General features: G+C 47.0%; 15 protein-coding genes. 9 read left to right on the forward strand and 6 right to left on the reverse strand.

Annotated elements, in window-relative coordinates; translation table 11 throughout:
* Nucleotides 1-52: 52 nt before the first annotated feature.
* The 3 genes from PV783_RS18305 to PV783_RS18315 all read right to left on the reverse strand — a co-directional run bounded on the left by PV783_RS18305 (nt 53) and on the right by PV783_RS18315 (nt 5,730).
* The gene (locus PV783_RS18305) at nt 53-1,693 is read right to left on the reverse strand and encodes a SusD/RagB family nutrient-binding outer membrane lipoprotein (protein WP_420989078.1); all 1,641 of its coding nucleotides are present in this window, start codon (nt 1,691-1,693) and stop codon (nt 53-55) included.
* 11 nt (nt 1,694-1,704) lie between these two features.
* Entirely contained in the window at nt 1,705-4,800 is a 3,096-nt protein-coding gene (locus PV783_RS18310) for a SusC/RagA family TonB-linked outer membrane protein (RefSeq protein ID WP_420989079.1), read from the reverse strand.
* 522 nt (nt 4,801-5,322) lie between these two features.
* Nucleotides 5,323-5,730 (reverse strand): winged helix-turn-helix transcriptional regulator, encoded by a 408-nt coding sequence (locus PV783_RS18315; RefSeq protein ID WP_079467623.1) that lies wholly within the window; start codon nt 5,728-5,730, stop codon nt 5,323-5,325.
* A 105-nt stretch (nt 5,731-5,835) separates the two neighbouring features.
* Between PV783_RS18315 and PV783_RS18320 the strand changes: the two genes are divergently transcribed.
* From PV783_RS18320 to PV783_RS18355, 8 genes are all read left to right on the forward strand, one after another.
* The gene (locus tag PV783_RS18320) at nt 5,836-6,216 is read left to right on the forward strand and encodes a nuclear transport factor 2 family protein (protein WP_420989080.1); all 381 of its coding nucleotides are present in this window, start codon (nt 5,836-5,838) and stop codon (nt 6,214-6,216) included.
* 5 nt (nt 6,217-6,221) lie between these two features.
* Nucleotides 6,222-6,551 carry a TfoX/Sxy family protein gene (locus PV783_RS18325; protein ID WP_420989081.1) on the forward strand — a complete coding sequence of 110 codons (330 nt, stop codon included), beginning with the start codon at nt 6,222-6,224 and terminating at the stop codon, nt 6,549-6,551.
* A 138-nt stretch (nt 6,552-6,689) separates the two neighbouring features.
* The gene (locus PV783_RS18330) at nt 6,690-7,292 is read left to right on the forward strand and encodes an RNA polymerase sigma factor (protein WP_420989082.1); all 603 of its coding nucleotides are present in this window, start codon (nt 6,690-6,692) and stop codon (nt 7,290-7,292) included.
* Between the two features lie 89 nt (nt 7,293-7,381).
* Entirely contained in the window at nt 7,382-8,572 is a 1,191-nt protein-coding gene (locus tag PV783_RS18335) for a FecR family protein (protein ID WP_420989083.1), read from the forward strand.
* 297 nt (nt 8,573-8,869) lie between these two features.
* Nucleotides 8,870-12,253: a TonB-dependent receptor gene (locus tag PV783_RS18340; RefSeq protein ID WP_420989084.1), complete on the forward strand. Its 3,384-nt coding sequence runs from the start codon at nt 8,870-8,872 to the stop codon at nt 12,251-12,253.
* A 29-nt stretch (nt 12,254-12,282) separates the two neighbouring features.
* Complete coding sequence (locus PV783_RS18345) at nt 12,283-13,776, forward strand: RagB/SusD family nutrient uptake outer membrane protein (RefSeq protein ID WP_420989085.1); 1,494 nt, start codon at nt 12,283-12,285, stop codon at nt 13,774-13,776.
* A complete protein-coding gene (locus tag PV783_RS18350) occupies nt 13,766-15,253 on the forward strand; it encodes an FG-GAP repeat domain-containing protein (protein ID WP_420989086.1) in 1,488 nt (495 codons plus the stop codon). Before PV783_RS18345 ends, PV783_RS18350 begins: the two co-directional genes overlap by 11 nt.
* Nucleotides 15,254-15,284: 31 nt before the next feature.
* On the forward strand, nt 15,285-17,717 hold the full coding sequence (locus PV783_RS18355) for a GEVED domain-containing protein (protein ID WP_420989087.1): 2,433 nt from the start codon (nt 15,285-15,287) through the stop codon (nt 17,715-17,717).
* 52 nt (nt 17,718-17,769) lie between these two features.
* On the opposite strand, the gene PV783_RS18360 is transcribed toward PV783_RS18355, so the two are convergent.
* The 3 genes from PV783_RS18360 to PV783_RS18370 form a co-directional block, all read right to left on the reverse strand.
* Nucleotides 17,770-18,144, reverse strand: coding sequence for a VanZ family protein (locus tag PV783_RS18360; RefSeq protein WP_420989088.1), 375 nt, complete (start codon nt 18,142-18,144; stop codon nt 17,770-17,772).
* A gap of 41 nt (nt 18,145-18,185) precedes the next feature.
* Nucleotides 18,186-20,516, reverse strand: coding sequence for a mechanosensitive ion channel family protein (locus PV783_RS18365; protein ID WP_420989089.1), 2,331 nt, complete (start codon nt 20,514-20,516; stop codon nt 18,186-18,188).
* 191 nt (nt 20,517-20,707) lie between these two features.
* Complete coding sequence (locus PV783_RS18370; RefSeq protein ID WP_420989090.1) at nt 20,708-23,131, reverse strand: alpha/beta fold hydrolase; 2,424 nt, start codon at nt 23,129-23,131, stop codon at nt 20,708-20,710.
* Nucleotides 23,132-23,255: 124 nt separating this feature from the next.
* Between PV783_RS18370 and PV783_RS18375 the strand changes: the two genes are divergently transcribed.
* Entirely contained in the window at nt 23,256-25,787 is a 2,532-nt protein-coding gene (locus PV783_RS18375; RefSeq protein ID WP_420989091.1) for a kelch repeat-containing protein, read from the forward strand.
* The last annotated feature ends 81 nt before the right edge of the window (nt 25,788-25,868 follow it).

The following is a 25,868-nucleotide window of genomic DNA, read 5'->3' on the forward strand; positions in this document are numbered from 1 at the left end:
AATCAGCAAAATCAGTATAATCAATCTAATCCTGAGTAAGACAACCTTCGCCTTACTTTTTATTCCACCACACCGGCTGACTGATATACGTCGGGCTACTCGCTGTAGGATCCGCATTCAGCACCTGTGTGCTGTTGTAATTGATTTCGTAACTTGGTACGGCAAAGCGGCGTGGCCAGTCGGTTTGAGCTGGATAATACAGCGTGTTTACATGCGCCGGACGTTTAAATCCTTTATAAACACCGGTGGCCTCACTATAATTCCCGGCGGCATCGGTGCAGTAATTTAACCGGCGCAGGTCTGCCCAGTTTTCCGGGGAATAAGACAGCGCAATGTATTTCTGGATCATGATATTGCTAAGCGTAAGCAACGCCGGCAACTGTACAACGGAGCTGCTGTTCAGGAACGCGTCGATGGTGCCTGCAGGAATATCCAGCAGCTCCATATGCGCGCGGATACCGGCTTTGTAAGCTGTTAACGCCTCTGTGTTTTTGGCTTGCTTAATCAGGATTTCTGCTTCAATGAAACGCAGTTCTGCATTGGTAAATAATAAACCTTTTCCGCCCCTGCGGGTATACCAGGTGCCGGTGGATTGTATCCGGTCGGTAGCTGTTGGCGCATACGGTGTTTTACGCATGATCACATAAATAGAATCCTTGTTGGAAAAAGTATTATTACTGGAGTTGTAGGTATATGACAACGGGCCTGTATTGGTAATACCGGAGGTCATATCCACGCCCTGTGTACGATGCAGCACGCCGTTCCGGTCGGCGGTGCTGGGAACGAGCAGGTCTACTCTCGGATCTTCCATATCATTGATACCTTTGGGGGCGCCTGTATAGTTATTGGTAAGGTAATCCATGTACAGCTTGGTGATCCTGGCGGTAGTAGCCGTGTTGGTGTATTGCAACGCTTCTTTGGCAGAAGAGGTTACCGTTGGACCTTCATCTACATATTGCATTACGGCGCTTTGGTCTTTCGATTGTGCGCCTTTTGATGCGGCATCCAGTACAGCCTGTGCGTTGAAGCCCGGCAATGCGGAAGTGTGGTTCAGCCAGCGGGCTTTCAGGCCATAGGCCAGGCGGATCCATTTATCGGTGCTGCCATTGTTGAGGATGTCTCCTTTGGCCAGTGCCGGTGCAGTGGGGCCCTGGGTTTTCTGCAGGTCTGCAATGGCTTCATCCAGCAGCGCCAGCACTTTTTCCTGGATGTAAGATGCCTGGTCAAATTTAGGCGTAATGGTAGTGGGATCATCAAACTGATCATAGGGCATCATGCCGTAAACATCTGCCAGGGTACCAAAGCCCCATGCTTTAATGATTTTGGCGGCGCCGATATAATGATAGGCCTGCACTTTTTCTGCTGCGGTGATCAGCGGCGTCACATTCACGGCAGTATTTACATACCAGCACTGCCACGGCCACTGTATGTTGGTACTGTTGGATACCCAGGCAGTAAGATTGTAGTTGCTGCCGCCGCTGACATATACAGAAGCCAGTTGTTGTGAAAGATAGGCTGCACGGGTGCCGGTGCTTTCATACGCATCGCAGAACTGCGCGATGAGTGGTGGCAGCCGTTGTTCAGCGGTTGGTACAGATGAGTTGGCGCTATTGGGATTGTCGTTGATGTCCACCCATTTCTTACAGGAGGTAAGTGCAAACGACAGGCTGATGATAAAGATTACTTTTTTCATGTTCCGCACGTTTAGAATTTAAGATTTAAACCAATGGCAAATCCGGCTGTGGCAGGCACGCCGCAATAGTCGATGCCGGAAGAGCCGGAACCTATTACGCCGGCGCCGGCAGTACTGGTTTCAGGGTCCATGCCGGAGTAGTTGGTCAGCAGCAGCAGGTTGGTGCCGGTAGCTGTTACCGTGGCGTCTCTCAGCCAGCGTGCGCCGGTGAGCCATGTTCTGGGAAGCGAGTAGGAGAGGGACACAGAACGGAGCCTCATCCAGTTTACTTTTTCCAGGAAAAACGGGGCGTTCTTTACATATACATCGCGGTAGTATTTTTCTGAAGCCGTCACTGTTTTAGTTACCGGTTCAAACTTTCCACTGGTTGGATTTTTTGCTACACCAGTGAAGGTGATTTCGCTGTTCCTGTTTTCGGTGCGTTCACTCAGGCCATAAGACGTAAGGAGGTAGTCGGTGCCATTAAACACATCTCCGCCAACCCGGAAATCCCAGAGGAAGGAAAAGTTAAATTGCTTATAGGTGAAACTGTTATTCAAGCCACCCAGAAAGTCGGGCTCACGGTTACCTATATACGTAGTAAGGGAAGTGGTGGGAATGGGGTAGCCGGTATTCCAGTCGAGCAGCAGGTTACCATTTTCATCTTTCTGCCATACGGAACCGCTTACGCCCATAAACACGCCGCCATCAAAGGATGCAGCCTGGCCAACTGCGAGATGCACATCTGTTACATACAAAATAGGCAGGGAACCAGGCAGGGATTTTACTACGCCGTTGTTATGCGAAGCATTAAGCATTACGTCCCAGCTGAAATCTTTCTTTTTAATGGGAGTAGCATTAATAGATATTTCAATACCCTTGTTTTCAATGGTACCGGTGTTCACGGAGCTGAGGATATAACCGGTGGCATTGCTTACACGGGGCGTCAGGATCTGGTCGCGGCTGGTGGTAACATACCAGGTGAAATCAAATCCCAGCCGGCCGTTGAGGAAACGCATTTCGGTGCCAAATTCTGTGGAGGTAGTAGTCTCCGGTTTCAGGTTATCGTTTCCTCTCGACCAGTAGTTGCGGAAACCACCGCCAATGGTGAGTTCTGGCCCAAACAGGTAAGTGTTGGTCTGGTAGGTGGGAGCATCTTTACCCACCTGTGCCCAGGAAGCGCGCAGCTTACCAAAGCTCAGGATATTGTTTTTGGGGATCAGCTCTGTAAATACCAGGCTTCCGCTCAAAGAAGGATAGAAGAACGATTGGTTCTGAGGCGGCAGGGTAGAGGCAATGTCGTTACGCCCGGTAGCGCTCACGAATACAATGTTCTTATACGATAGCCGTAAGTCGCCGTAGAAGCCGGCCAGCCGTCTGCGGCTGATTCCCTGGCTGATATACTGGTTTTCTTTGGCAGCATTGTTAATACTGATAAACGAGGGTATCTGGAAACTTTCTGCGCGGGCAGAATTGGATTTTGTGTAGCTGTCTTCTGTAGTAGTACCCAACAGCAGGCTGGCATCCCAGTCTTTATGAAAGGTTTTATGGAAGTTCAGCATCAGGTTGGAGTTGATGTAATTGTAGTTCCGGTCTGTTTCAGACAGCATCCCTTTTTGCCAGCCCTCTTTAACACTGGAGCCGGGGGAAATTAAATTCCGCAGCTGCGTATAGTAGTTGTCTATGCCCAGGCGGTAGGTAGCGTCGAACCAGCTGGTTACTTTTACATTTACATACGCCGAACCAATAAAGCGGTTGGTTTTATCCGACTGCGGATTGCGGTTAATGATCCAGTAGGGGTTGTCGATGTCTGTATCCAGCGGGATATCGGGCAGCAGCCTGTGTTTGGAGCCGTCTGCATTCAGCCATACTTTCATGTCATCGTTCCGTGGCCAGGCAACAATGCTTTCCATATAGCCGGAACCGCCGGAGGCCCATAACCCGCTTCCGGTAAGTGTTTTCTGCGTTTCACTCCGGGCATAGGTAGCGTTCACGCCGAAAGTAAAAATGCCTATTTTCTGTTCACCGTTAAACCGCACCGTGGAGCGGCTGAAGTCTGTGGAAGGCACCACACCCGACTGGTTCAGGTTAGAACCTGAAAGATAGAAGTTGCCGGTAGCAGTACCTCCTGAAATGGTGAAGCTGTTATCAAACGCATTGGCTGTCTGGAAGAAATCTTTCATATTATCATAGATCTTCTCTCCCGGTTCAAATTTATTTCCCCACGACATCGCTGTTTGATCGGTAAAGGTACCGCTGTAGTTGGATCCTTGTTTATAGATGCTTTGCTGTTTGGGCAGCCGGTTTACCCAGTTGGTAATATAGCGGCTGGTAACGGAACCGGCCACATTACCGGTAGTACCCTTTTTGGTAGTGATCACAATAGCGCCGGCAGCAGCACGGAGTCCGTAAAGCGCGGCAGCGGCGGGGCCTTTCAATACAGAAATAGACTCAATATCTTCCGGGTTGATGTCCATCGCACGGTTGCTATAGGTAGTACTTTGGTTAATAGAACCATCGAAGGCGCTGTTATCGCCCTGTCCTGTGGAGTTATCCATGGGCATACCATCGATGATAAACAACGGCTGGTTGTTTCCTTCCAGGGATGTACCACCACGGATGATAATGGATGCAGAAGCACCCGGCGCGCCGCCGGAATTTGTAATGTTCAGGCCCGCAATTTTACCGTTGAGGGAATTCACCAGGTTAGGATCTTTGTTTTTCAGCAGTTCGGCCGATTTGATGTCCTGTACGGAATACCCCAATGCTTTTTTCTCCTTTTTAATACCCATACCCGTTACAATCACCTGTTCAAGGGAGCTGGAACTCGTCAGCATTTTAACGTCGATCGTCTGGTTTTTCCCTGTAGGGATACTCTGGGTTTCATAGCCGATAAAAGAAAATTCCAGGACTTCTCCCGGAGTTACCGCGATGCGGTATTGGCCGGTAGCATTTGTTTGTGTGTTACGGTTGCTGCCTTTTATTCTGACGGTAACGCCGGGCAGGGGATTACCGTCATCGGCTAACACAATGCCGGTAATAAGTTTTTGTTCCTGTGCATAAGCAGTGTTGGGCAACATCAGGAGTATCAGCGATAGTATCGCCAATAGCCGGAGAGGATTTCTCATGTTCTGTTGTTTTAAATGAAACTTGATATTTGGTTGAAATAATACGCGTGTTTAGATTTACAGGATGTTACAGGATCTTGTTTGCAAATAGGTACGAACTATGATTTTGGTTGCACTACATAATACGGGTTACTAAAAGTGACGATTCTCAATAAGCATAAACTTTTACTAAGGTAAGGGCAAAAAGTATTTGGTGTTAATAGTAAATTCTCCTTTTTTGAGTTTGCTTTTTAAGATGAGGGTTAAAATAAAAATCCCCTGTGGGGAAGATGAATCAGGGAGCTGGCAATGTATTGCCGGCTCCTTTTGTTTACGGTAGCCATCCTGGTTACAGATAAGGGTGTTTCAGGAGATAAACCTACCATATCCATAGCAAAAACAATGATAAGGCATAGATAAGTCGTATCTCTACAGGTACGGGTTATCTACGGCTCATATACGGCTTATATACGGCTTATCTACGGGTTATCCCGAAATGGCATATGCCTGGGCCTGGTATATGCAACTATTCAAAATAGCATATCAGGAAAACTGCTTCTTCAGCTTTGCAAAATACTCTTTGATAGCCCCGGCTTTATCTTTTTTAATCTTCTTTCCAAGTTCCTTCCGCGGGCAGTTTATATGGTACTTTGCCCCCCAATCCATTATTTCAATGATGATGGGTAACAGGTCTATTCCTTTTGGGGTAAGACTGTAAATGAACTTCGACTTATTTGCCGGCGATACCCGTTTTGAAAGGATATTTTCCGCTTCCAGTACGCTCAGCCTGTTAGCAAGGATGTTGGTGGCAATCTTTTCCTCCGACTCCAGGAACTCACTGTAAGACAATTTCCCTCTAAGCATAATATCCCTGATGATAAGCAGTGACCACCTGTCTCCAAAAACATCCAGGGAACAACTAATGGGACAATCTGATCTGACTTTTTCCATACCGCCTGATTTTAAAAGTACTTGCAAATTACAATAACTTTCTTATTTTTACTTGCAAAATGCAATAACTAAAATTGCGATTCCTGATTCTTAAAAATAGAAAAAATGGAAAACTCCACGTCAACCCAACAACTACTCGAAATTTATTACAATGGTTTTGCTAAGAAAGAAGGCTGGGAGCAGGTTATCTCTGACGACTTCAGATTTATTGGCGGCGACATGACAAAACCGGCGCCGGCCGTAGGAAAAGCGGCCTACATAGAAGTTATTAAAAGGTTTTCACGGGCGTTTAAAACGATGCGCGTAAAAGAAATGATTGTAGATGGTGAAAATGCCTGCGTGATCGGAAACTACGACTTTATATTTCCCAACGGCACAAGCATCAATGGCGATGTAGCGGAGATCTGGAAAGCAAAGAACGGGAAGCTCGACTCACTGACTATCTTCTTTGATACGCTTACTTTTGACAGGAACATCCCAAAATAATTTTCATGGCTTACAGTGAAAAGCTGGCAGACAAAATCCGGCAGGCACTCGCAGCGGTACCGCATGTTGAAGAAAAGAAGATGTTTGGCCGGATTGCGTTTATGGTGAATGGTAAAATGTGCCTGACAGCAGGCCCCGGCCAGATGATGTGCCGCATTGATCCCGCTATTCATGCCGAAGCCGTTAAAAAAGATGGCTGCCGTACCGTGATCATGAAAGGACGGGAATACAAGGGATTTGTATACGTAAATGAGGATCATCTCAGGACAAAGAAGGATTTTAATTACTGGGTAACCCTTGCGCTGGAATTTAATAAGAAAGGGAAGCCGGCGTGAAAATATTTCCCATTATTGTAATGTGAATCAGGATGGCCTCAAATTTAGTCACCGGCGAATTATGCATATTATCTGTTCTGCAAGGCAAATTTTGTGATAAGAAAAAAAGGACTAAATTTACCTTGTACAGTGAACTTAATGAAAAAAGAAAATGAGCTAAACAGTGAACTAGCGCTCTTCCGGCATATTGCTGAAGGAGATGAACTGGCCTTTAAAGAGCTTTTTGAATGCTACCGTTTGCGCCTGTTCGCGTTCTCTCTCCAGTTCACCCATTCCAGAACTGATGCAGAGGAAGTAGTCCAGGATGTATTCCTGAAAATCTGGAAAAACAGGTTGAACCTTATCAATATCCAGCTCCCGCAAAAGTATATTTATACCATGACACGCAACCAGGTGTTTGATCACCTCTCACGGGTGGCGAGGAACAAGCGTTTGCATGAACAGGTATGGGCAAATATTCATGAAAGCGGCGATTATACCGAACAGGCAGTACTGGTAGCTGAAACCGCCAATATTATCCAAAAGGCGGTTAACGGCCTCTCCAGCCGGAAGCAATCCATCTACTACCTAAGCCGGCGGGAGGGACTAAGTAACCAGGAAATAGCTGTGAAACTGGGCATTTCCGTGCCTACCGTTAAGAATTCCCTCGTGGAAATCCTTCGTTATATCAGGACCTATATGAGTAGCCAGTACGAATCTTCTGTGCTGATCATGGGTATCCTGCTTTCTCTCTTTTTATAAAAAAAACATTTTTTTTTGAATTCAACCGGTACGGTTGCTTTTATCAACAGTCTATATAGTGGAGGAAGTAATTTCCACCCGCACGTTTTATGACAGACAAGGTAATTCCCACTTATGACAGGCTGCAGTACCTGTTACAGCAATATACGCGGAAACGCTGTACTCCTGAAGAAATGCAGGAGCTGTTCCGCTACCTGGAAAACCCCGCTGTCAGGGAGTTGTTCAATAATATACTGGACAAGGATTTCGAGGGCCCCGGGGCCGTTGAGGATGGTGCTGAAATTGACTGGGAGTTCATGTATAATAAGATTATCCAGGGGGAGGCTCCTGGCAAAAGAACTAAGATCTTCAATTTTGTAAAGATTGCCGCTGCCGTATTAATATTGGTTTCAGCAGGATGGGCATGGTCGCATTTCTCTGCCCGCCGTACTGCGCCCGTTTCAGCGCATGTACCACCCCAGGGTGATGCATTGCCTGCCGCCAACAAGGCGGTACTGGTACTTGCAGATGGTAACACCGTGAATCTCGACAGCGCCGGCAGCGGGGCTATCACGCGACAGGGAACTGTTAATCTCAGCAAGGCGCCCGGACATCTTTCTTATGCCGCCGGAACAAACGGCTCCGGTGATCCCATCTACAATAAGGTGGCAACGCCCCGGGGCGGCATCTTTAAACTTACGTTATCTGATGGCACCAATGTATGGTTGAACAGCGCTTCTTCTATCCGCTTTCCTGTTGCTTTTTCAGACAATGAACGCCGGGTGGAGATCACCGGGGAAGTATATTTTGAAGTGGCAAAGCAGGTAGTGAAAGGCACCCCGGTTCCTTTTTTCTGTAAAGCCGGAAGTATGGAAGTAGCCGTGCTTGGCACGCATTTTAATATCAACGCATATAATAACGAAACGGATATAAAAACCACTTTGCTGGAAGGCGCCGTAAAAGTGAAACAGGGCACCAATACAAAACTGCTGTTACCCGGACAACAATCACTTGTTGGGAAAGATGGACAGATTACGCTTTCGGATCACGTAAATCTTGATGAAGTAATGGGGTGGAAGAACGGATTTTTTGTTTTTGAAGAAGCAAATATCAGCCAGATCATGCGGGAAGTAGAAAGATGGTATAACCTCGATGTGGAGTATGATGGCCCGTTGCCGGATGGCCGTTATAACGGACGCATTTCCCGTACTACCAAAGTATCACAGATGATGAAGGTGTTAGAGTTGAGTGGCATCAATTTCAGAATTACAGGAAATAAGATCATCATTAAATCCCGATAGCACAAATTAATATCAACCAAAAGCTATGTCAGCCAGAATTTTCATAATGTACTCAGGATAGTCATGGTCCTGTTCTACCTACTTATTGTAATAGTTCAAAAAAATGCCGCTTCATGTGCGAGATGAAGCGGCGGCGCCTGAACTAAACGGGATTCCCTTGTCAGAAATCTTTCATTTAATATCCAAACAACCAAAAGTATGAAATTGCAGGCTTTTCGGAAAGAAAAATTCCCCCGCTCAGAGGGGAACAGCTTAAGCATCCCTTTTAATTGGAAAAAAATAAAAAAACTGCTAATTATGAAGCTAGCGGTCCTGTTAATTGTTATCAGCACGGGAATATCGGCCAGCGCCCGTTCCCAGTCAGTGACGCTGAATGAGCGCAACCTGTCGCTTAAACGGATCTTTTCATTAATTGAAAAACAAACCGGGTACTCTTTCTGGTATGATGTTAACCTGCTGAAAGAAGCCAGGAAAGTGGATATCCATGTAGATAACGCCTCGTTGCCGGAAGTGATGGAGCTGAGTTTAAAAGGGCAGCCATTTCATTATAGTATTGTAGACAATGTGATTGTTGTTAGCCGGAATGTTGCTGGTCCAACCGGCACAGCGCCACTGCGGGTGGAAGTTTCCGGCAAAGTAACAGATGAAAACGGAGCGCCGTTACCGGGCGTGTCTATCCAGGTGAAAGGAACGAAGCTGGGCGTGAGCACCGATGCAGGAGGTAACTTCTCCCTCAACGTGCCTGATAATTCTTCCCGTACACTTATTTTCTCCTTTATCGGGATGGTTACACAGGAGGTTCCGCTGAATGGCAACACAAAACTTAAGATTGTACTTAAAGCCGCTATCGAGCAAAAACAGGAGGTAGTAGTAATTGGCTACGGATCGGTTAAGAAAAAGAATGTAACCGGTGCGGTTTCTTCTGTAAAAACTGCCGAGCTGAATACGGCCGCTTCTACCAATGTGGTACAGGCATTGGCAGGCCGCGCTGCGGGTGTTTCCGCCATCCAGAGCAGCGGACAGCCAGGCGCCGGCGTCAATCTCCAGATAAGAAGCAACCCATCGTTTGCTTCTCCGGGGGCGTTGTACGTGGTAGATGGGGTGATCATTAACGATAATGCCGCCGAACCTTCTTCAGACACGCGGTATGGCAGCTCCGGCGTTGACCGGTCGCCGCTCAATTTTATTAACCCCAACGATATTGAATCGATCGATTTTCTGAAAGATGCTTCGGCTACTTCGATCTATGGCGCCAGGGCCGGCGCCGGTGTTGTGCTCATTACTACCAAACAGGGTAAAGGAGACAAACCTCATATCGAATACAGCGGAAGCTACGCTTTCCAGGACATCATCAGGTTTTATGATATCCTGAATACGAAAGAATACATGGAGCAACGTAACAAAATAGGATTGGAACAATGGATGCTGAGTAATAAGATTGCTCCTTATGGCAGCACTGATCCGGCCACCGTAACGCCCTATATTCCAAAGTATACACAAACACAAATCGATACCACCGCTTTATTACCCAGCGCAATAGATGCGATCACCAGGAAAGGCTATACAAAGCAGCATAATATTTCCCTTTCCGGCGCCAGCAATAAAACACGTTACTATGTATCCGGCAACTACCTGGATCAGCAGGGCGTGCTGGAACACTCGGCGTTTACACGGTACAATGGAAGGATCAGTCTTGACCAGGGAGTAGGCGAAAATATAAAAGTGGGCGTAAATGTGATCGCTTCCGGATCCAATGCCATTAATGCCAACGTAGGCACGCAGGCAAATGAATATTCCGGAATGGTGTTATCCGCATTTTATTACCCGGCAAATATGCCGCTCAAAGATGCTGCCGGTAACTATCTCATCAACCCGGATTACCAGAACTCACCCAACCCGTTGTCTTTCCTGGATATCACCGACTATACCAAAAGCAGCCGCCTCCTTACTTCCGGTTATGCGGAGTGGACGGTGATCCCCGGCCTGAAAGCCAAAATGAATTACAGCTATGATCAGTCGTCCGGGAAACGGTATGCCTATCTGCCTAAAACCTTCCTCTATGGCGCACGCGCAGGAGGACAGGCATCTATCAACGAAAATAATTCTGTCTCCAAAATTTCAGAATTCACCATCAACTATAATAAAAGCTTCGGGGAAAAACACAATATCCAGGCATTGGCCGGGCATTCTTACCAGGTAAGCGATTGGGATGGTTTAGGACTTTATAACGACCGGTTCCCGACGGATAATTTTCTGTTTAATAACATCGGCTATGGTACCGCACCACGACCCGGCGTAAGCTCTTACAGGAATCCTACACGTATCTGGAAATCATATTTTGGCAGGGTAATTTATGATTTTGCAGATAAATATATTCTGACTGCCAGCATCAGAAGGGACGGTGCTTCCAACTTTGCACCCAACAAAAAATGGGGCACATTCCCCGGCGTTTCAGCAGCCTGGATCATCTCTGAAGAAAACTTTCTGAAAAATAATCTCCCGGTAATCAGCTTTCTGAAGTTAAGGGCAGGTTATGGTACCACCGGTAACAGTAACATCGGCGGAAGCGCATTCTCCTACTATACAGCCAATACCTCTTACGTGTTTGGAGGTACCAGTTTACCCGGCGTTTCCCTCAGCCAGCTGAGTAATGATAACTTAAGCTGGGAAACACAACGGGATGTGAACGTAGGATTGGACTTCCAGTTGTTTAACAACAGGATAGGAGGTTCATTCGACTATTTCAACAGAACAATTGTGAACCTGCTGCAGAGCGTGCCGCTGGCTTCCGATTTCCCGGTGTCAAGCGTGGCGGGTAACGCAGGTGAAACCCGCAGCCGCGGCTGGGATGCGAGCCTGAATACCAAAAATATTGTGAGCGTAACACCCGGAGGCTTTAACTGGTCTACCACCATCAATTTGTCGCACTACTATAACTCCTGGGTCAGGAGATCCCCGGATGCTTTACGATCACTGGCAAAATATATTGCCCCCGATGGTCCGTTCAACGGTATCTATGGCTATATCAGTGATGGGATCTATAAGGGCGATAAAGCTGCTCCTGCCAGTATGCCGGGCATCCTGCCGGGCGGCATTGTGGTAAAAGACTTAAATGGCTACGACGATGCCGGTAATCTTACAGGGAAACCTGATGGTAAAATTTCTTCTGCCGACCAGGTACTGCTGGGCATCGACGGCCCCCGCTACAGCTTTGGATTCAACAATAGTTTCAGCTATAAGAATTTTGACCTGAGCATTTTTATGTATGGCTTTATTCAGAAGAAATATAACTCGGATTATGCATCTGCATTCAGCACATATGCCCAGCTCGGACAATTTGGCTGGAACGTATTGAGCATTGCAAAAGACAGATGGTCGTACGATAATGTGAATGCGAAGTACCCGACCGGGCTCAATGATCCTTACGCCAGCTATGCTTCCAACTCCGATTATTGGCTGGAAAATGCCAGCTTCCTCCGGTGCAGGGATATCACCCTGGGCTACACTTTCGGCGGAAAAATGATTGCAAAACAAAATGTATTGAGCGGCTTACGGATCTATGCCAATGTGCAGAATCCTTTCATTATTACTTCTTACAGGGGAATTGATCCTGAATTGCAGAACTACCTGGCATATCCCATGTCCCGTTCTTATACTATTGGTTTGAATGCCAGATTCTAGCCACTTTATTCATTTTAAAAGGAATAGAAATGAAATATCCAAATAACTACAGATACGCTTTACTGATAATTTTTCTTTTCTCCTTAGCCGGCTTTTCCTGCGAAAAGGCGCTGGAAGAAAAAACATACGACCGCTATTCGTCTTCTACCTTCTTTCTTAACGCAGAAGATGTAAAAGCAGCAGTTACCGGTATGTATGCCGGTATGCTCAATGCCGGTTTTTACGGAGGCGGCTGGGGCGCCGCCAATGAAGGTTGGAATGCCCAGAGCAGTTTCACCACAGATGAACTGGTGTGTTCCTGGGGTTGGGATGGCTGGCGTAAATTTAACCAGCTGAATTTTTCGGAAGATTTTTCGCAACTGTTGAATCATTACAACGGTCTGATGCCCGTGATCTCTGAAATTGCTATTGACATCGATAAAATACAAAGCGTGCAGATGGATGAAACCCTGAAAAACAGGTATATCGCAGAACTCAAAGCATTGCGCGCTCATTACTCCTGGATTCTTTATAATTACTACGGCCCGGTGCCAATCCGGCTGGATGCCAAAGAAGCAGCCAATCCCACTGCACCGTCTATTCCCCGGCCCGACGCCGCATGGATGGTAACCCAGATAGAGAAAGACTATAAGGAAGGACTGGAGGGATTACCAAAAGCCAGCGAACAGGCCGCATCCGATTATGGCAGGTTTACGAAAGACATCTGTCTCATGGGCCTGATGAAATTATATCTGCATGAAAAAAACTGGACAGCTGTCATCAGTACCGGCAGACAATTACAAGCCTATGGCCACAATCTGCAAAAGAATTATAAAGACATTTTCACTTTCGCCAACAAAGGCAACAACCAGGAAATAATACTGGCCATCCCGTGCAGGTTTGATGCGTCGGTGAATAATAACCTGTGGCTGGCCATGTGTATGCCCGGTAACTATGTAGATCCCGAAGGGCTCACCATTACACAATGGGGCGGATATAAAATGCCCTGGAAAGCATACGACAAATTTGATCAGAACGATAAACGCCTGAGCGTTTTACTGGCTAAATGGCCCACTTCCGGCGGTGCTACATTCGACGCCCGTGCAAATAATTATATTGGCGCCATTCCCATGAAATATGGTCCCGATCCCGGCGCTATCAGCGAAGCGCAGGGAACCGATATTGTAGTATGGAGATATGCAGATGTGTTGCTGATGATGGCGGAAGCCATCAACGAAACCCAGGGCCCCGTACAGGAAGCCTACGATTTGGTGAATGCAGTGAGAACCCGCGCGGGTGTAGCCACTTATTTACCCGGTCAGTTTACTAAGGATGCGTTCAGGAAAAAACTCATGGATGAAAGGTTCTTTGAACTGTGGTGTGAAGGAAGCCGCCGGGAAGATATGATCCGGTGGGGTACCTTTATACAACACGCAAAAGATGAAGGCTCTATATTCGCCAAACCGGAATTTGTATTGTATCCGCTGCCCCGGAAAGTAATCGACGAATCCAAGGGTGTTATCAAACAAAATAATGGGTACTAAAACTAAAGCAACGGACCTGGCACTGGTCTGGTCCGTTGCTTTAATTTTACTTTACGGATGCGCAGGGAATAAGGCAGATCACCGGCGCGCTATTGCGGAAAAGTATTGTTCCTCCTGTCATCAGTTCCCTGAACCGGATCTGTTGCCCACGCGTATCTGGGCGAATGGCGTACTGCCGGCTATGGGCGCCTTTGCGGATATTTATAAAGACCGCAGCGGGGAATACAAAATGCTGCCGCCGGCACTGCAGCAGCTGCGTGACCCGGCCATTGCTTCCATGAGAACGGTTATTCCACTGGACGACTGGAACGAAATTGTGACCTGGTACACCGCATTGGCGCCGGAAGAAACTGCGCAGCCGGTATTCCCTGTTCGGCTGCCCGGCAATAACTTCTCCCTGAAATTGCCTCCGAAAAAATCAGCGTCTTTTACATCGTGTATTTACTATGATGAAAAAGCAAAGTTGCTGTTTCAATCCGATATTAATAAACATATCCTCCGTGTTTCAGATCCGGCATTACGCCAGTTGGATAGCCTTGATAACAGCACCGTAGTAGATATAGCACCGGCGGGTGCAGGGCGTTACCTGCTCACACATATAGGAAGTCTTAATCCGGGCGGCGTAACGCGGAATGGTGCGGTGGAAGAAATTACCATCGCTGCCAATAAAATTGTAAAGAGGGAAATTTTATATGACGGGCTTTACCGGCCGGTACAATCCCTGATGCTGGATGATGAATTAGTAGTGTGCGAGTTTGGTTTTATGGAAGGAGGATTATCCATATTTACCAAAGCCGGTAAGAAGGTGATCGTTAATCTCCCCGGCGCCGAAAGAATGTATGTAGAAGATATTGATGGCGATGGCAAAAAAGATATCTGGGTACTGTTTGCACAAGGGAAAGAAGGCATCTTCCAATTACTCAACAAAGGAAATGGAAACTTTGAATTAAAAGAAGTACTTACATTCCCGCCTTCGTACGGCGCCACTTACTTCCAGCTGGCCGATATGGATGGCGATGGCCGCCGGGATATCATTTTTACATGTGGCGATAATGCGGATCAGTCGCCGGTACTGAAGCCTTATCATGGCATCTATATTTTCAGGAACATGGGCAATTCCTACCGCCAGGTTTTCTTCCAGCCGCTTTATGGCTGTTACAAAGCGGTGCCGGTGGATCTTGATAACGACGGTCGCCTGGATCTCGCTGCCATCAGCTTCTTCGCCGATTTTGCGCAACACCCCGACCTGGCCCTTACTTACCTGCTGCAAAAGAAAGAAGGGAAGTTTGAATTACATACTGATAAACAGGTGGCTGGCCTGGGCCGGTGGGTATGTATGGATGTAAAAGATTTTAACGGAGATGGTAAGCCGGATATCATAGCCGGAAATATGGCCGCAAAGCCGGGGAATAATCAGTATTTGATGAATTACTGGATGAATGGCCCCGAATTTATTATTTGGGAGAACCGATATTAAGTTGATTTCACTTTAACCTAACAATCCCATTATGAAAAGAAACTTACTGTTAACGCTATTGCTGTTTTTATATCTTATTACAAATGCACAGGTGCCCGCTTCACCATCCAACCTCCGGTTGTTGGGAACCAGGAGCTGGATAAGGCTCGACTGGACCGATAACGCTGCTACTGAACTGGGCTATAAGATTTACTGGAATACCACCAATTCCAAACCTGCCGTACCCAATGCCACCGTTGCTGCTAATACAACGCGGTACTATGTTTCATCGGTTGTTCCGGCCACCGCCTACTATACCTGGGTAGAAGCATATAATGCCGCCGGCAGCAGTACGGCGCTTTCCGGAACAGCTACCACTATCAAAAACTGGGTGCTCGATGCTGTGGAAGCATCCAATCTTTCTATACCCAGTTCCGCCGGTGTTCCGGCGGGCATGCAGATTTTCTGGCAGGATGAATTTAATGACGGGCTACTGAACAGAAATAAATGGAGTACCAACTATTATTCAACGATCGACTACAGGGATACTTCCAGCTATTCAAAAATGCGCAATAATACATTGCCGCAACCTTCCTACAGGATGACGGGCAACAGCATCCTGCTGCTGATATCCAATAATGCGCCCGACCCGTTCTGGACCAGCGGAAGAAAAGTTTCTTCGATACAAACCTACGACTGGAATTCAAACGAAAATTATCTCGATAACAAACGGGGAGGCTACTTCGAAATCAGGGCAAGACGGAATAACACCAGCCAGGCTGCAAACCTCAATGCTGCCTACTGGCTTGATTCTCCCGGTCCTGATCTTAAATATTATGAAGAGGCGGGTAATACGTTTACCTCAAAAACCGGCCCTGTTACCGGTGTACGGCCACGCGGGCAGGTTTTTGAAATAGACGTTTTTGAACAAAGCGGGAATGCATCCACCGCCACGTACACGCCTTTTACCATACATGGAAATGTGGCGGCCGATGGAACGTTTCAGGGAAACCTGGGAACGTATAATGCCAGTTTAACGAACCACACCAATTGGGCAACACATGGCCTGCTCTGGACTCCCACCAGTATTAAATACTATCTCAACGGAACCCTGGTGAAGGAATGGTCAGATAAAAGCAATATCAAATCGCCAAATCATTTTATGAATGTTTTCCTGGGGATGTATGGTACCGGAGACAGCTCCAATATGGAAGTAGATTATATCCGCGGCTATCAGTGGCCGGTTGTAAACGGCAATGAACTGCCCAACGGGGGCGCTGAATACAGCAGCCAGCTGTTTCCCTGGGAAGGAACTGCCACCGTTTCCACTGTGGGAAAAAGATCGGGGAATAATTGCTTTGTATTGGCCGCGGGTCAAACGTTATCACAATATGTATATGTTGATAACAGTACCAGCTACCAGCTGAAGTACTGGATGAGCGGAAGCGGATCGTTAAAAGCAACGGTTGAAAATATTACGCCTGTAACCGGTGCATCACAGAATTTATATTCACTTACCACGGCTGTATCGTCAACATTTACGCAACAAACCCTTGATTTCAGCACCAGCGCTGAGTATGGCACCAATATGAAAACGGTGAAAGTGACCTTTTCAAATACCGGCGGCAGTGCCGTAACACTCGACGACCTTGAATTTCAGAAGGGCGGCAGCGGCGGTTCCCCCGTGCTTTGTGTGCCGGCCGGAGGAGGCCATGCGCAGGACCGGTATATCACCTCCTTCACCACCACCGGCGCTGCACACAACATCAGCTACACCAACAGTGCCTACCCGCCCAATGGCTATGGTATTTATACGGCAGACTCCATAACCGTGGCACAGGGAAGCTCCTGCAATATGAACATTATTAATACCACCAACACAAAATGGGCAAGGGCAAAAATATATGTGGATTGGAATAACAACGGCAACTTTGGGGACGCAGGCGAAACGGTGTTGTCTGTAGGCAACGCCAGCCAGGACAACAGCGCTACCATGTTAAATATTGCAGCTTCCTTAGCCGTTCCGGTCACTGCGGCTACCGGTAAAATACCTATGCGTATACGCTATTATGATGCATGGAATACAGATCCGGGGCCGTGCGGCCAGGCCGACTATACAACCACGCACGATTTTATACTGAATATTACCGCATCATCCATCATGATGTTGGGCATGGGGGAAGCGGATAACAGGTTGATGGCGCCGAGCCAAAAAAGTACGAAAGATCTGGCAGGTAACACCATGATCGTATATGCTAATCCGGCTGTTGACCGGTTTGTGGTTCAGTATAACAGCACTGCGTCCCGCGCCGCAAAACTAAGTCTCACCCGTGTGAATGGAAGCATTGTTTTAACCCGGAGCATCCGGGTGGAGAAAGGAGTGAACAAATTTGTGATTGAAACCGGTAATATTCAGCCTGGTTTATACCTCGTGGGGTTTGATAGTCCTGGCTTCCGGCAGGCGCAAAAGATTGTTATAAAATAGATGGGGATAGATGAAAAAGTGGGATACTTTTTTGTTTATTTCTTTCTTTACCTTACGCCTTTGCCCTGCTCATTTTATTAACGATCAGGGATACCAGGTAGCAGAACACGCCTCCAAGTACAGAAGCAATTACATCTTTTACATCAAAGGTCCGGCCGGGCATCCACAACTGGAAAACTTCATACAGCGTGAGCCCGGCCACAAATGCAAAAATCAGGCTGGCCACTTTTTGTTCGGCAACAGGATATCTTATCACCATATATCCCAGGAAAAAGACCACTACCGCAAGGAGATTGGGCAGGGAATCCGCCATGTAAAAGGTGGTAATATGATGCTTTAATAAGTAAGGTCTTAGTTTCAGCTCTTCATAGAGCGTGAACAGCAGTATGATGGCAAGAAGGATAATATAGATGGATCGTTTGTTCATTGGATGAAATTGGGTGTAAATAAATATATCTTTTCCTGCAATCAGGAGATATCATTCTTTGGTGCTCCATTCCTGATATGTATGTCTTGCTGTGGGAATGGGATGGTGATATGCTCTTTTTTGAAAGCATCAAATATCTTTGCGATAAGATCGCTTCTTACCAGCATATATTCTTTAATATCCCTGATCCAGTAGACCAGTTCAATTTCTATAGCGCTGTTGCCAAAATCTTTAAAAAATACGCCGGGTGAAGGGTAGGAGAGGATTCTTTCATCTCCCTTCAGGAGATCGGTTAGTAATGTTTGGGTTACGTTAAGATCCGTGGCATAGGCAACGCCCACCACTAAGTGGCATCGTCTGAAATTGTTGCCCATTGTCCAGTTGGTGAGATGCTGACTTAGCAGGTCGCCGTTGGGTATAATTAAATTAGCGCCATCTATACTTTTAGCAACGCTGCTTCTGAATCCGATGGATTTTATGGTGGCAATTTTTCCGTCGAACTCAATGATATCGCCTACCGTTACCGGTTTTTCAAAAGAGATGATCAAACCGCTTACCAGGTTATTTACCAATCCCTGTAATCCGAGTCCTACACCCACGCCAAGCGCGCCCAGAACAATCACGAATTTATCGATCGGGATACCCGCTGCTGCAAATGCCAGTACCAGTCCTGCTGTAATGATAAAGATCCGGATAACCAGCAGCCAGCTTCCGGGCGAGAATTTTTTCCGGGTACCGTTTGTATCATTAGGTACGTCGTGTTCAGCGGCAAAGTAAGAAACGAGTCTTGACAGGAAAAAAGAACACAGCAGCACAAGAATGAAAATGGAAATACCGGTAATGGAATAATTGTAATCACCTATGGTTCGCTCCATCGTCACGAAATTATTAACTGAAGCGGCATATCCCCTGAGATGATAAAAATGCCTGGCGACTATTACAATCCATCCCAGGGCGAGTATTATATAGAAAATGGCCGGCGCCTGTTTTCCTACCCTGTTAAAATTCAGGTAGAATAATTGCCGGCTGGGCTGTTTATATACACTGGAGGCCAGTACCAGGCCTTCGTTGATAAGCCGGATCACCCACAGAAAAATAATCCCCATGATCAAACTCACATACCCGCTGATCATAAGCGCTTTTGCTACATTGAACCGGCCCAGCAGGTTCAGTAAGGAAGAACTGATTTCAAACAACAGGAATATGGTAATGAAGTATAAAATTTTTCGCTCTTTCAGTTCACTTTTCTTTTTATTCGCTAATAAGGAAGCCATAAAAATGCTTCCTCCTATTGATACCGCCAGCATAAAATACCGCTCCGGCCTGGAGGCCTGTAAAATCATATTATCTATGCCCGCCAGTATAAAAAGGAAGGTGGTGATTGCCCAGAACCGCTGCCAGTAAACACTGATGTAGCTCCTGAAAACGATCCCCAGGCAAATCGCTGCAGGCAGCCAGAGCGCAAAGTTGAAAATAAAGGGCGGTGATGCAAACAGGAATTGAAAAAGGGAGAAGGTAATAAGGATCGCCGCTGGCAGGGGATGGGCAACAACCAGGTTGTCGGCATTGGAATGCGGCGACTCCAGTAATTGTTTTTTTAAAGCGCGGAGAAAGTACCACGAGCCAAGCAGCATTATAAACATAAAGCATATCCTGATGAAATGATCTTCCACATAAAAGAGGAGGGTAATAGTCTCCTTGGCAATGGAGAACTTAATGATATCTTTTAGGGGTCTGGAATAGATCGGGTCCTGCCATATAAAAGGGAATTCTTTCTGAAAGGACTGGGAGGAGAGATGGCCGCTATAGATCTCGATATCCTCTTTCGTGGAATTGATATCAAACAAAAGGAGATCTGTTTTCAGCTGCTGTTCTTCGATGATAGTGGCAATTTTGTCCAGGGCGCTATCGACAGGAACGATCCCCTTGGCGGTAACATACATGCGTCTGATATGCTTGATGATGTCGGCGGAGTCTTCCGGAAGCGCATAGAGTGATGGATCGGTGGAAAGCGAATCAATCTGGACGTTCAGGGTGGTTACTCTACGGGAATAGGTTTGCAGTAACCGTTTTTTATCCGTAACCCGGGCGTTTAATTCATCCAGTATGGAAGCAGATACATCGAGGTTGCGTTGTGTTTGATTGGTACCCTTGTTAACGAGGATACCATCTTTCACAATCTCCAGCGACTGTTTTACATCTGTAATGAATTTATTAAAGGCAGTGGTGTCGATACCTCTTTTCAGGAATATTTTTGCCTGCCGGTCAATGCCCTGTAAGTATTCCAGGGTAGCCCGCTGCCGGTTGATCACCTTCTCCTGCTCATATTTTTTAATGCTTTTTTCAGATTCTGTTACGCTCAGTTTTTTCAAAGTCTGAATCAGATTCTGTTTGTTGAAGCTGATTGTATCGGCTTGTGCAGCCGATAGAAAGGGGCATAATACAAGTAATGAAAACAGCAGATATCTCATTAGCTATTAAAATTAATACGACGACGATATTAGTATTAATATAAGATTAATTTCCGGAACCTGTTTTCATAAACAGCAAAATGTAAAGCGGGTTACCGGGTGGCGCCTGCTTTCTTTCTGATGATCTTCCACAACACAATGCCATGTGGAGGAATGGTAATGCTTATTTCTTTCGAAAATAAACCCAGATCTTTTTTCTCCCACAGATCCCTTACAGCATACGTTCCTTCCAAACCCACGGCGCTAAACGGAAAAGTAGTAGTTACTGCTTTGTCGCCTGCATTCAACAAGCCAACGGCTGTACCGCCATCTTCCAGTGGCTTACTCCATACTTCCACGGTATCCGGCAACACCGTTTTTAAACCTGCCGCCATACCTAAGGCATCCTGGTTTACCGCAATCACTTCTTCGTTAGTGATCAGCCCCAGCGTAAAATCATCCAGCAGCTCAATGTTGGCGCCAATCAGCAACGGGGCATCCAGCATACACCACATACTGAAATGCGTTTTCTGTTCATCTGGTGTGAGGTGGTTACGTTTTGCTTCTCCTTCGCTTTGCGCGCCCACCACGCCGATCTGGAGAATGTCCGGATCGTTCCAGTTTCCGGGCTTTACATATTGAGCTTTGTCTGCCAGTTTCCGGATGGCGCCATACACGGAGTGCCAGTTATCAGCAATATCGCCTTCGGTGCGCCATAGCTGCCCGCCGGATTCATTGCCCCATTCCCATACATTGCCCATTCCATATTGACACAGCGCATGAATGATATCCCTCTTCTGTGCCTGCAGTGCATCGGACATCAACCGGTAGGGTTTGATCAACTCCGCTTTGGATTCGTTTTTAGCCAGTGAGCCGTAACTGCACCAATCGTATTTCAGGTAGTCGAAGCCGTTGTCTGCAAAGAATTTTGCATCTGTTTGTTCATAGCCATAGCTGCCGGCTACACCGCCACAGGTAAGCGGGCCGGGAGAACTGTATATCCCTGCCTTAAAACCCATTTTATGCATCAGCGCGGGAAACGCTTTTATATCGGTGAAATACTGATTGGGAATCAACTCGCCGTTTTCATTGCGCACCTGTCCAACACGACCGGGCAAATTGTCCGGACCTTCGTAGTAAGAGTAGGCTGTTCCTGCTTTTTGTTTCAGCTTTGTCCAGATGAAATCTTCTTTTCCCGGTTGTTTTGTCCAGGGATCGTCGATTTCTATCACGCTCCAGCCATATTGCTGCAATCCTTTGTTGCGGATCATTTCAGCGGTACGGATTACTTTATCCAGCGTTACGTTGCGGCCAAAGCTATACCAGCTGCTCCATCCCATTGGCGGTGTTAATGCGAGCTTGTCGCCAATCACCAGTGTGAATGTTTTGGCGGACCGGCCATATTTATTAACGGCGATCAGTTCAATTGCATAGTCTCCTTTTTCTTTAACGCTGCCGGAAATCACCCCGCTGTTTTTATCGAGCGTTACGCCTTCAGGTAAATGCTTTACCTGGAAAGTCATGGGGCGCTTGCCGGTGGCAGGAATGGTGTACATAAACGCTTTGCCGGGTCTTGCGCCATACACGCGCGGGCCGTTAATATGCGGCTCCGTTTCCTGTAGCCATGCCGCTATACTGTTCAGAAATGCGTCTTGTCTATCGGCAAAAAGATAATGCGAGGCATGATCAAGGTATTTAAAATGCTCCGCGCCAATGATCGCCTGGATACTATTAATCATCTCACTGGAAAAAATACCATCATCTTTACCGTACAAGCCAAAAATAGCGATGCCTTTGCTTTTCAGCTTTGCCAGAATGGGCCTTACATCAATGTTCACCAGCTTTTCGTTCTTATAAAAAAGTCCGGGTGCCTGGTCGTTCCTGATATCTTTTTTAGAAAGATCGCTGGCTTCATAGGCTGCATAGATCTTTGTTGCTTCATCACTAAGTTGCCCCGCTTTAAAGAATCCGTTTTCAGCTGCCAGTGCGAAACATGCCTTACGGTAGGCTGCGGAATTTTTATCAAGCAGTGCAACGTCCGTTATCTTTTTCAACTGTATAGCGTTCTGCTTCCGGGTATAAATTCTTTTTACAGAATCCAGGATATGATTGTATGTAGCCTGCTGCGCAAACAATGCGCTGGTGAGCACAACTGCATTTATTTTTTCAGGATACTTTTCCGCAAACAGGGTTGTTACCAAACCGCCGAAGCTAAAACCTATTAAACTGGCTTTTGTGAGATGGAATTTTTTATAGATGCCATTCAGATCCTCAAACGCTTCCCCGTAGGTTACTTTAGCGTTGTCATAGGACGACCGGCCTTCGCCTCTCCGGTCGTAAACAATCACATAAAAGCCCCTGCCGGCCAGTTTTTGGGCGGTGGTACCTTCAAAAAGCACCGAATTTCCACGGGGACCTCCGTGAATAAACACGATAGCAGGGTGGTGGGGATCGCCAAATGTTTTAACATAAAGTTGCTGGCTGTAGGAGATCAAAAATGTAAAAATCATTACTGCCAGTAAAGAGATGCGCTTCATATACTTCCTTTAAATCATCGTTCGGCAGCCATATTACTCAAATTATTTCAACAAAACAACCTATCTTCCCGCTTAATAAACAACCAGAATACGCATACGTCGATGTGCCCTTTAGTGTTCCACCATGAAGATGTGCTCCTTTAAAGCCCTGCTGTTTGTTGGGGTATTGATATTTTTTTGTTTGCCTGCACAATCGCAGGGGTTGGTCTTCTCTTCCTTCGAGCAGGTACAGGAGAAAAGAACCTCGCTGGAATTAAATGGAAAAGAACCGCTTTGCCTGGATGGCAGTTTTGGCCTGTCGTTCGACTTTAACTTCTTCCCCGACAGGAACGTGTACTACGGCTACCTGGTGCGCATGATCAATAATCATCATCAGAACATCGATCTTATTTATAATCACTTTGATCAGAAATTCAGTATCGTTTTTGGGGATGTGTATACGCATCTCGACTTCCAGCTGGATAGCACCCTGCTTTTCCATCGCTGGAATTCCTGCAGCCTGCAATACGACGGGCAGATGCTGTCGCTTACGGTTAACGGGAAAAATTTTGGCAGCAGAAAAATAATGCTGAAAGATCAATGCTTCCGGATATTTTTTGGCGCCTGCCAGCTGCACAGCTTTAAAACCAGCGATGTACCGCCCATGCAGGTGAAGGGCATTGCACTGTACCACAATAAAGAGATGGATGGGTTCTGGCCGTTGAATGAACTGTCCGGCGTGCATGCGGTGGACAGTATCCACCGCCGCGTGGCCAATGTGATCAACCCGGTATGGGGAACGCCGCTGCACCAACGGTGGCAGCTGCTGAAGGTACTAACGGTGAAGGGTAATGGCAGTTATACCTTTGATCCTTTGGAAGAAGAAATTTATATCGTGGGCGCCGACAGTATCCATCATTTCCTCCTGCGCGACCGGTCCGTGAAGGCGGAGCCACTCAGCAGACGGGAGTACCTGGCCGCCGGTTACCAGTCGGTGTATAATCCCGCCAATCGCACTTTATACAGCATCCATATCGATCAGCAACAGCTGGCAGCGTGGCAACCAGCCACCCGCAGCTGGGATATTCCTTTCGATTCTACCGATATCACCCAGTACTGGCAAACAAATAAATTTATCCGCAAAAGCGATAACGCATTATATATCCTCGGCGGCTATGGCCAGCTGAAGTATAAAAACCTCGTACAACGATTCTCTTTCCCCACCCGCAAATGGGAGAAAGTAGCAGTACAGCAAACGGATTATAAACCAAGATATCTTGCTGCGCTGGGCGCTACTGCAGGCGGCGACACCGCCTACCTGCTGGGAGGCTATGGCAGCGATAACGGGGAACAGATGCTGAACCCACGGTATTATTACGACATGCTCCGGTATGATGTGGCCAACAACCGCATACAAAAACTATTCACCCTGCCAGAACCCGCAGAGCCCTTTGTATTCGCGTCGTCGATGGTGATTGATACAACGGACAACAGCTACTATGCATTGATGTTTCCGAACGACCGCTTTATGTCGCGGCTGCAACTGATCAAAGGGTCGTTGGCACGCCCGGAATTCCAGCTGGCAGGAGATACCATTCCTTACGCATTTCTCGATAACCGCTCTGCCGCCGATTTGTATTACTGCGCCCGCAGCCACCAGTTGCTGGCCATTACACAAATTGTAGATAGGGATAAATCTACCGAAGTACGCATCTACTCGCTGGCATTTCCCCCCGCGCAGCTATCATTATCCGCTGCTTCAGGCATAGCTGGTACCGGTATAAAATGGTGGTGGTTCGGGCTGGCAGGGGTAGTAGTTATAGCAGGCGTAGTATATTATTATTTATATAGACGCCGGAATAATAAGCCGGTAGTAACTGCAGTTCCCGCCAGGCCGGTGCTGCCGGAAGAAGCGCCTGCATCACCCGGCGCAGCAGTGCTGGAAGAAGTGATGCCCGACAGGGCAGCCCTGCTGCTGTTTGGTGAGTTCCAGGTACTGGACAAAGATAAGAATGCGTTAACGCACCTGTTGTCGCCACTGCTGAAAGAGATGCTCCTGCTGATCGTGATTCACACTGCCTGGTCAGGCAAAGGTATTTCTTCAGAAAAATTATATGAAATCCTCTGGCATGATAAGCCGGAGAGAGACGCGCGGAACAACCGCTCCGTGAACATGGTAAAGCTGAAAGCCATCCTGGAAAAACTGGGCAGCGGCGTTATCCTCCGTGAAGAAGGGCGCTGGAAAATTACCTACGACCCGGACCTGCTCTGGGTTGACCTGGCCGAGTTCAGCCGGCTGGTGAAAACCGCTGCGCCGGGTATGGAAAGAATTCAATCGCTGTTAAAAATAGTGAAAGAAGGCACCTTTCTTTTCCGCACGGACTATTCCTGGCTCGAAGATATCAAATCCGACATCTCCTCCAAAGCGCTCGATATCCTGCTCCTGGAAATGAACGGACTACCTGCTAACGCTTCTCCCGAAATATTTATCGATATCGCTAACGCCATCTTTATTTTTGACCCTATCCATGAAGAAGCCCTGCGCGCAAAATGTAAAAACCTGATCCGGCAGGGAAGACCCTCCATCGCCAAATCAGTTTATGAGAAATTTTATAAAGATTACCGGCACATGTACGGCGAAAACTTCCACCCGAACTTCCAGGATATCATCTCCTGATAACTGCTTTCTGTCTTTTTCAAAAAAAATATCACGATTAACGGCGCATTAATACGTTCGTTAATGGATTTATTAGCGTGT

It is taken from the genome of Chitinophaga sp. CC14 (assembly GCF_048957795.1).
Lineage (GTDB): Bacteria > Bacteroidota > Bacteroidia > Chitinophagales > Chitinophagaceae > Chitinophaga > Chitinophaga ginsengisegetis.

Bases quoted from the DNA above. Each gene is read 5' to 3' on its own strand.
- PV783_RS18330 (WP_420989082.1), top strand. From the start codon at position 6,690: ATGAAAAAAGAAAATGAGCTAAACAGTGAACTAGCGCTCTTCCGGCAT.
- PV783_RS18370 (WP_420989090.1), bottom strand. From the start codon at position 23,131: ATGAAGCGCATCTCTTTACTGGCAGTAATGATTTTTACATTTTTGATC.
- PV783_RS18315 (WP_079467623.1), bottom strand. From the start codon at position 5,730: ATGGAAAAAGTCAGATCAGATTGTCCCATTAGTTGTTCCCTGGATGTT.
- PV783_RS18310 (WP_420989079.1), bottom strand. From the start codon at position 4,800: ATGAGAAATCCTCTCCGGCTATTGGCGATACTATCGCTGATACTCCTG.
- PV783_RS18375 (WP_420989091.1), top strand. From the start codon at position 23,256: ATGAAGATGTGCTCCTTTAAAGCCCTGCTGTTTGTTGGGGTATTGATA.
- PV783_RS18360 (WP_420989088.1), bottom strand. From the start codon at position 18,144: ATGAACAAACGATCCATCTATATTATCCTTCTTGCCATCATACTGCTG.
- PV783_RS18320 (WP_420989080.1), top strand. From the start codon at position 5,836: ATGGAAAACTCCACGTCAACCCAACAACTACTCGAAATTTATTACAAT.
- PV783_RS18345 (WP_420989085.1), top strand. From the start codon at position 12,283: ATGAAATATCCAAATAACTACAGATACGCTTTACTGATAATTTTTCTT.
- PV783_RS18340 (WP_420989084.1), top strand. From the start codon at position 8,870: ATGAAGCTAGCGGTCCTGTTAATTGTTATCAGCACGGGAATATCGGCC.
- PV783_RS18305 (WP_420989078.1), bottom strand. From the start codon at position 1,693: ATGAAAAAAGTAATCTTTATCATCAGCCTGTCGTTTGCACTTACCTCC.
- PV783_RS18335 (WP_420989083.1), top strand. From the start codon at position 7,382: ATGACAGACAAGGTAATTCCCACTTATGACAGGCTGCAGTACCTGTTA.
- PV783_RS18350 (WP_420989086.1), top strand. From the start codon at position 13,766: ATGGGTACTAAAACTAAAGCAACGGACCTGGCACTGGTCTGGTCCGTT.
- PV783_RS18355 (WP_420989087.1), top strand. From the start codon at position 15,285: ATGAAAAGAAACTTACTGTTAACGCTATTGCTGTTTTTATATCTTATT.
- PV783_RS18325 (WP_420989081.1), top strand. From the start codon at position 6,222: ATGGCTTACAGTGAAAAGCTGGCAGACAAAATCCGGCAGGCACTCGCA.